6 protein-coding genes are annotated in these 7918 nt (G+C 71.7%); 3 read left to right on the forward strand and 3 right to left on the reverse strand.

The window, feature by feature from the left end:
- On the reverse strand, positions 1-1044 hold a 1044-nt coding region (locus tag N4P33_RS29465), incomplete at its 3' end, for a sigma-70 family RNA polymerase sigma factor (protein ID WP_260829986.1).
- A gap of 194 nt (positions 1045-1238) precedes the next feature.
- Positions 1239-1970 carry a TetR/AcrR family transcriptional regulator gene (locus tag N4P33_RS29470; RefSeq protein ID WP_260829988.1) on the reverse strand — a complete coding sequence of 244 codons (732 nt, stop codon included), beginning with the start codon at positions 1968-1970 and terminating at the stop codon, positions 1239-1241.
- 375 nt (positions 1971-2345) lie between these two features.
- Here N4P33_RS29470 and N4P33_RS29475 point away from each other — a divergent pair, with 375 nt between their 5' ends.
- Positions 2346-3725, forward strand: coding sequence for an NAD(P)/FAD-dependent oxidoreductase (locus tag N4P33_RS29475; protein WP_260829990.1), 1380 nt, complete (start codon positions 2346-2348; stop codon positions 3723-3725).
- A 170-nt stretch (positions 3726-3895) separates the two neighbouring features.
- Positions 3896-5551 (forward strand): SpoIIE family protein phosphatase, encoded by a 1656-nt coding sequence (locus N4P33_RS29480; RefSeq protein ID WP_260829991.1) that lies wholly within the window; start codon positions 3896-3898, stop codon positions 5549-5551.
- Positions 5552-5594: 43 nt separating this feature from the next.
- On the opposite strand, the gene N4P33_RS29485 is transcribed toward N4P33_RS29480, so the two are convergent.
- Positions 5595-6866 carry an MFS transporter gene (locus tag N4P33_RS29485; protein ID WP_260829995.1) on the reverse strand — a complete coding sequence of 424 codons (1272 nt, stop codon included), beginning with the start codon at positions 6864-6866 and terminating at the stop codon, positions 5595-5597.
- A 122-nt stretch (positions 6867-6988) separates the two neighbouring features.
- On the opposite strand from N4P33_RS29485, the gene N4P33_RS29490 reads away from it, so the two are divergent.
- Positions 6989-7546: a MarR family winged helix-turn-helix transcriptional regulator gene (locus N4P33_RS29490; RefSeq protein ID WP_260829993.1), complete on the forward strand. Its 558-nt coding sequence runs from the start codon at positions 6989-6991 to the stop codon at positions 7544-7546.
- Positions 7547-7918 lie beyond the last annotated feature (372 nt).

The raw sequence follows: 7918 nt of genomic DNA on the forward strand, positions 1-7918 counted from the left end.
GCCCGCGGACCCGCCGCCGCCCGCTGACGCCGCCGCCGTACCGGCCGCCCCTGCCGCGCCCGTGCCGCCGGCGATGAGGCCGGCCACCTTCGCGTAGCCGGCCGTACCGAACCAGCCGATGACGGCCACCGGCACGAACGCGGGGATGCCGGACGCGACCTCCTCGATCTGGGCGGCGGCCAGACGGCACTTGGCGCACTCCTCGAGGTGCTTGCGCAGCCCCCGTTCCGCGCGGGTGCGCAGCCTGCCGCGGGCGTACGTGCCGAGCTGGTCGGCGTAGCGGGCGCACTCCGCGTCGTGGGTGAGGGCGGAGCTGACGTGCGCCTGGAGGTACGCCTGCTTGAGCCCCTCACGCGCCCGGCTGGCCAGCACACGCGTGCCGTTGGCGTCCAGGCCGAACAGCGTGGCGACCTCGCTCGGGGACTCGTCCTCGACCTCGGTGTGCCACAGCACTGCCTGCCACCGCTCCGGCAGTGACCGGAACGCCTGCATGGCGAGCGACCGCTCCGCCTCGTGCATCGCCCGTACGTCCGCGCCCAGGTCCAGGGTGTCGGTGTCGGACGCGTCGGACACGCGGGCGGCCTGCGTGGCGAACACCGCGAAGTCGTCGACCAGTTGCTCCCGCTTGGCGGACTGCGTCCACGTCGCGGCGACCCGGCGGACCGAGGTGAGCAGGTACGCGCGGACCGCGTGCTCGGGCCCGGAGCCGCCGCGCACCGCCTGGAGCATGCGGGCGAACACCTCGGCGGTCAGGTCCTCCGCGGTGTGGGCGTCCCGGCAGCAGGTGCGGGCGTACCGGCGTACCGCCTGGGAGTGGCGGCGGTACAGCTCCTCGTACGCCGTGTCGTCGCCCGAGCGCATCCGTGCGATCAGTTCGGCGTCGGACGGGGGCAGCACGCGCGGGGGCGGCAGGGCACCTTCCTCGCGCCGGTCGCGCTGGGCCGGGACCGCGCCGTCGACGTCGTCCAGGGGCGCCCGCCCCTGGCTCGGCACCTGCCGTGTGCTGTCGTCAGCGCACGACTCGTCCCGCCCGTCCTCGCTCATCGCGAAAAAGCCCCCGCCACTGCCCGGCCCGTCATGAACACGGGTCAGGGTGCCACAGCGCCTTCCGGGCGTGGACCGTCAGTCCGGTCTTCCACTCGTCCGTGGGGACTTGTCGTACGCGCGTACTGAGGAGTGGGTGTTCGGGGAAGGCTCAGAGGTCGTCCTGCCGCGTGAGCCTTCCCCGGGGCGCCGCCTCACGCGGGACGGGAGCGCAGGCCCTCCAGGAGGATGTCCAGCAGGCGGGCCGACGCCGCTGCCTGCTGGGCCGCGTCCGGAAGGGACGGGGCCGCGGTCGCTATCACCAGCAGGACGTCCGAGACCGACACGTCCGGCCGCAACTCGCCCGCCGCGCGCGCCCGCTCCACGAGCCGGCCCACCACGTCGAGCAGCTGCGCGGCACCGGCGTCGTCCTCAGGAGCGGCCGGTGCCTCCGGAACCAGGCGCAGCTCACCCGTGCCCGGCTGGGTCCGCTGCTGCGGCACGCGCGCGTGGTCCTCCACCACACCCACCCGCAGGACCTGCGGCGGCAGCAGCCGGCCGGCACCGGAGGCGACCGAGGTGCGCAGGAAACGGGACAGCGCCGACCACGGCTCGTCCTCCTGTCCGAGCGCCGCCCGCGCCTGGTCGGTGAGCCGGGAGATCTCCTCCTCGGCTATCCGCCGCACCAGCACGTCCTTGCTCGGGAACCGCCGGTAGACCGTGCCCACACCCACCCGCGCCCGGCGCGCCACATCCTCCATCGGCGCGCCGTAGCCCAGCTCGCCGAACACCTCGCGCGCGGCCCGGAGCACATGCTCCAGATTGCGCTGCGCGTCCACGCGCAACGGTGCCGTACGCGCCTTGTCCGCCCGCCCGTTGCCCGTCGCCGCGCTCATCGCGGCGCCCGTCGCGACCGCGGACGACCAATGAGAATCCTGAACATGCATACGCTTTCCCCCGGTAATGACGTCTCCCCCCGGAGACTCCCCGCCATTGATGGCCGGGGCTCGCGGAACAAGCCCGGTGATCGAACCCCGCCCGTCGCGGACCCGATGAGCGCATCCCCCTACACCCCGTCGAGAGACGAACATAGTTGAGAGGGGGTCAATTCAGAAGGGGCAGGTTCCGCACGGAGCGCCCCCCGATCGGAGTACGCGGCGCATTCGTCCGGAATGTGAGGGTGGGCGGGGATCAAGAGACCGCCGCTGACCTGCGGCGATGGCGCGGGATCGGGCTATTCGGCCAAAGCGGAGGAGCTTTGGCCTCCGGTCACACAATTCGTCGAGCCTGTGGACAAACGCAAGCGGCGGGTGCGTCATGGGATGGTGAAGGAACGTGCGCGCATTCTCGTTGTCGGCGGCGGCTACGTCGGGATGTACACGGCCCTGCGCCTGCAGCGGAAGCTGAAACGGGAACTCGAACGGGGCGAGGCCGAGATCACGGTCGTCACTCCCGACCCGTACATGACGTACCAGCCCTTCCTCCCCGAGGCGGCCGCCGGGGCGATCTCCCCGCGGCATGTCGTCGTCCCGCTGCGCCGGGTCCTCGACCGGTGCCGCGTCGTCATCGGCGAGGCCACCGCCGTCGACCACGCGGGGCGCACGGCGACCATCACCACGCTCGCCACCGAGGAGAAGGGCACCGGCGGCCGGCGGCTGGCCTACGACGAGCTCGTCCTCGCGCCCGGATCCGTCTCGCGCACGCTGCCGATCCCCGGGCTCGCCGAGCACGGCATCGGCTTCAAGACCGTCGAGGAGGCCATCGGCCTGCGCAACCACGTCCTCGAACAGATGGACATCGCCTCCTCCACGCGCGACCCGGCCGTCCGCGACGCCGCCCTCACCTTCGTCTTCGTCGGCGGCGGCTACGCGGGCGTGGAGGCGCTCGGCGAGCTGGAGGACATGGCCCGCTACGCCGCGCGGTACTACCACAACGTCCGTCCCGAGGACATGAAGTGGATCCTCGTCGAGGCGTCGAACCGCATCCTCCCCGAGGTCGGCGAGGAGATGGGCCGCTACACGGTCACCGAACTGCGCCGCCGCAACATCGACGTACGCCTGGAGACCCGCCTGGAGTCCTGCGCCGACCGGGTGGCCGTGCTCAGCGACGGCTCACGCTTCCCCACGCGCACGGTCGTATGGACCGCCGGGGTGAAACCGCACCCGGTCCTCGCCGCCACCGACCTGCCGCTCAACGGGCGCGGACGGCTCAAGTGCACCGCCGAACTGGCCGTCGAGGGCGCCACGCACGCGTGGGCAGCGGGCGACGCCGCCGCCGTCCCCGACGTCACCGCGCGGGAGCCCGGCCAGGAGTGCGCCCCCAACGCCCAGCACGCCCTGCGCCAGGCGAAGGTCCTCGGCGACAACATCGCGCACTCTCTGCGCGGCGAACCCCTTCAGACGTACGCCCACAAGTACGCCGGCTCCGTCGCCTCCCTGGGCCTGCACAAGGGTGTCGCCCAGGTCTACGGACGCAAGCTCAAGGGCTACCCCGCCTGGTTCATGCACCGCACCTACCACCTCAGCCGCGTCCCCACCTTCAACCGCAAGGCACGCGTGGCTGCCGAATGGACCCTCGCCGGGCTCTTCAAGAGGGAGATCGTCTCCCTGGGTTCACTCGAACATCCCCGGGCGGAGTTCGAACTCGCGGCCGGTGGAAAGCCTTCTCAAGACCCCCCGCACAACCCGAAGGGGTCGTCCTGACCGGACCCAGGAACTCCACCGGCCGGACCGGCGTCTGACGGATGTCGGCCCGGTCGGCAGCCTGCCAGACTGGTCCACCACCGCGGGCGGGCCGCAGCCAGCCCCGTGCGGCCCAGGGACCCGGCCGGTCCCGGTTCCCGGCCGCCGACAACTACCCGAGGCAAGGATTCGTGAACTTCACGCGCTGGAGCGCCCGGCTCCCCGGAACACAGCGCCGCGCCGCAGCGCGGACCGATCTCACGGTCTCCGCGGACCGGCGGGGAGAAGGCTCCGTGCCCGCGGCCCGCGCCGAACACCTCAATGACGACGACGCGACTCCCGTCCCCGCCGTCGACGACCTCAAGGTGCGCGAGGTCCTCGACCGCGTCCCCTCCCTCGTCGCCCTGGTCCACGGCCCCGACCACCGCGTCGCCTACGTCAACGACGCCTACACGGCAGCCTTCGGCCCCCGCCCCGTAGGCGCCCCCGCGCGCGGCGCCCTGCCCGAACTCGCCGAACTGGGCCTGCTGTCCCTCCTCGACCAGGTCCTGCGCAGCGGCAAGCCCCGCACGGTGAAGTCCCGCAAGGCCCCCGACGGCCGCTCCTACACCTTCACCTGCACCCCGATCACCGAGGACGGCGGCGGCCGCGGCGTGCTGGTCTTCGCCACCGACGTCACCGACCACGCCGAAGCCGCCGAACGCCTCCGCGCGAGCGAACGCCGCCAGCGCGAGACCGCCGTCACCCTCCAGCGCTCCCTGCTCCCCCAGGAGCTCGAGGAACCCGACGACCTGCGCATCGCCGCCACGTACCACCCGGGCGGCACGGAGGCCGCGGTCGGCGGCGACTGGTACGACGTGATCACCCTCGGCGGCGGCCGTACGGCGCTGGTCATCGGCGACGTCATGGGACGAGGAGTCCGTGCGGCGGCGGTCATGGGCCAGCTCCGCACGGCCGTCCGCGCCTACGCCCGCCTCGACCTCCCCCCGCACGAGGTGCTCCAGCTCCTCGACGGCCTCGCCATGGAGATCGACGCCAACCAGATCGCCACGTGCGCGTACGCCATCCACGACCCCAACGAGGGCCGCCTGGTCTACGCCTCGGCCGGCCACCTGCCGATCCTCGTCCGCGACGAGAACGGCACCGTCCAGCGCGCCGACGAACCCACCGGCCCCCCGCTCGGCACCGGCGGCTGGATGCACTCCTCCGGCTCGATCCCCCTCGGCCCCGGCTCCACCGCCGTCCTCTACACCGACGGCCTAGTCGAACGCCGCAACGAGGACCTCGACGAGGGCATCGCCGCCCTGGAACGCGCCCTCGCCGGCGCGAGAGGCACCCCCCAGGTCGTCTGCGACCGCCTGGTCCGCTCCGCCGGCGTCACCCCGGACCACGACGACGACGTCGCCGTCCTGGTCCTCCAGCACCCCGCCCGCAAGGGAGCCGAGAGCGAACTGTTCCGCAACGCCGCCCTGGAACTCCTCGGCGGTGTGGAAGCGGCCCCACGCGCGCGTGCCTTCGCCTCCGGCGTCCTCACCAGCTGGCGCTTCCCCGCCGAACTGCACGACCTGGGCGTCCTCGCCACCAGCGAACTGGTCGCCAACTCCCTCCAGCACGGCACACCCCCCATGCGCCTGCGCCTGCGCCGCACCGACCGCCGCCTGATCATCGAGGTCACCGACGGCGACGACCACCTCCCGAGGCGCCGTCGCGCGGAACCCGGCGACGAATCGGGCCGGGGCATCTCCATCGTCGCGACGATCGCCTCCAACTGGGGCAGCAGACGCACCCCGGGCGGCGGCAAGGCGGTCTGGTGCGAGTTCGCCCTGCCGCAGCCCGACCGGCCATAGCCCGGCCTCTCTGTGTCACAGGGGGAGCGTGCGGGCGCGCACGTCAGGCGTGCGCCGCCGCCTGCCCCGCCGCAGCGCTCCCCTGCGCCACCACGCGACTCCGCGCCGCCGACGGATGGTCCTGCACCTCGGTCAGCTGCCGCCCCAGCCGCAGGGCCAGCACGGTGATCCCCAGCGAGAACAGCAGGAAGACCACGATGTACGGCGCGTGCAGCGAGGCTCCCAGCGGCCCGCCCACCGCGGGACCCACGGCCAGCGCGAGCTGCTTCACCAGGGCGAAGGCGGAGTTGTACTGCCCCGCCATCCCGGTCGGGGCCAGGTCGGCCACGAGCGGGGCGAGCGTCGGCGACAGCATCGCCTCACCGAGCCCGAACAGCGCGTACGTCGAGACGAACGCGGCCGTCGCCATCTCCTGGCTCCCGTTCCCGAGCCCCGCGTACCCGGCCACGGCCCACGCCACGGCCCAGATCAGCCCCACGGACGCGATCACCCGCGAGCGCTTGCGCCGCTCCACGAACCGCAGCACCGCGAACTGCGCGATCACGATCATCAGCGTGTTCGCCGCCAGCGCCGTCCCCAGCGCGGAGGTCGAGATCCCGGCCGCCTCGACGCCGTACGCGCTCAGTCCCGACTCGAACTGCCCGTAGCAGGCGAAGAACAGCACGAAGCCCAGCACACACAGCTGCACCATCGCCCGGTTGCCCAGCAGCTGCTTCCAGCTGCCCCGGGCCGACTGCGGGGCGTCCTCGACACGCGGCGAGTGCGGCATCCGCACCGTCGCCATCACCACGACCAGCAGCAGGAACATCGCCGCCTCGAGCGAGAACAGCAAGGTGAACGACCCGGCCTCGGACGTGTCCACGAGGTGTCCGCCGATGAGACCGCCGACACCGAGCCCCAGGTTCTGCAGAAAGAACTGCATGGCGAACGCCCGCGACCGCGTACCGGCCGTCGAGCAGTCCACGATCATCGTCGCCAGCGCCGGCTGCATCACGGCCTGCCCGGCCCCGAGCGCCGCCGCCGACAGCAGCACGGCCGCCGCACTGCCCGACAGCCCCAAGCTCAGCGCCCCGACTGCGGCGGCGACCAGGGCGGCGAGCAGCACCGGCAGCGGGCCCCGCCGGACGATGGCCCGCCCGGCGAACGGCAGCACGATCAGCGCGGCCACAGCGAAGACGGCGAGCACAAGACCCGCCGTCATGGCCCCAAGACCTCGCACCTGCGCCACATAGACGTACAGATACGGGACCGTGAAGCCCAGCCCGAAAGCGCTGAGTGCGTTGCCCACATGGATCCGGCGCATCGCTGCGCCCATCGCCCTGGTCACGTTCACCTCTCTCACTAGTTAGGAGTCAAGAGTTAGAAGCTAAAGTTCGAAGCTAAAGAGTACACAGTGAAGGACTTCGAGGCAAAGAGAGGGCGTGCCATACTGCGGCCATGGGCGACACCTCCGGCACCTCCGGCCTCAGCGAGCCGACACTCGAAGAGCAGATCGCCGCGTACCAGCGCGAGTTCCAGGACCTCGACCCCCAGGTCGAGAAGATCGTCTCCGCGCTGTCCCGGCTGAACCGCCGCATGAACGTCGCCTACGGCCGCCAGACCGCCGAGCTCGGCATCAGCAACGCCGACTGGGAGGTGCTCAAGGCCCTCGTCCTGTCCGGCGCCCCCTACCGCATGGGCCCCAGTGACCTCGCCAAGCGCCTCGGCCTCACCCCGGCCGCCATGACCCACCGCATCGACCGCATGGTCGCCGAGGGTCTGGTCACCCGGGAGCGGGACGAGAACAACCGGGTCCGCGTCATCGTGGAGCTGACGCCGGCCGGCCGTGAGAAGTGGCTGGAGGCGATGCGCATGGCGTCGGTCTTCGAGGAGGAGCTCCTCCAGGACCTCTCTCCGGACGAGCGCACGACCCTCGGAGAGGTCCTCACCCGACTGCTCCGCAGGGTGGAGCACGCCCAGCCGGACGCCGGCGGACGCCTCACGGACCTGGACTAAAAGATCTTGACAGGGGCCTCTTGACAGCCCCTGGACGGATCCGTAAGGTTCTTCGGGTTGCCACGGGGCCGTAACGGTTCTGAGGCAGCACTTCCGCCGCAACTGCGGCACTCACACCATCAGCACGACCTCCCAGTGGGAACGATTTCGGCGTGCCCGAATTCAATTCCACTCCCTCGATTTGGGAAACACGGAGAGAGTCCGCTAAGGTTTGAGACGTCGGAACGGCCCAACGGCCGGGAAGGCAAACCCCGCTGACTGGGGGTCAGGTCGAGAAAAAGATCTGATAGAGTCGGAAACACCGAAGGGAAGCGCCCGGAGGAAAGCCCGAGAGGGTGAGTACGAAGGAAGCGTCCGTTCCTTGAGAACTCA

The sequence above is a fragment of the Streptomyces sp. 15-116A genome (assembly GCF_025290915.1).
Classification (GTDB): Bacteria; Actinomycetota; Actinomycetes; order Streptomycetales; family Streptomycetaceae; genus Streptomyces.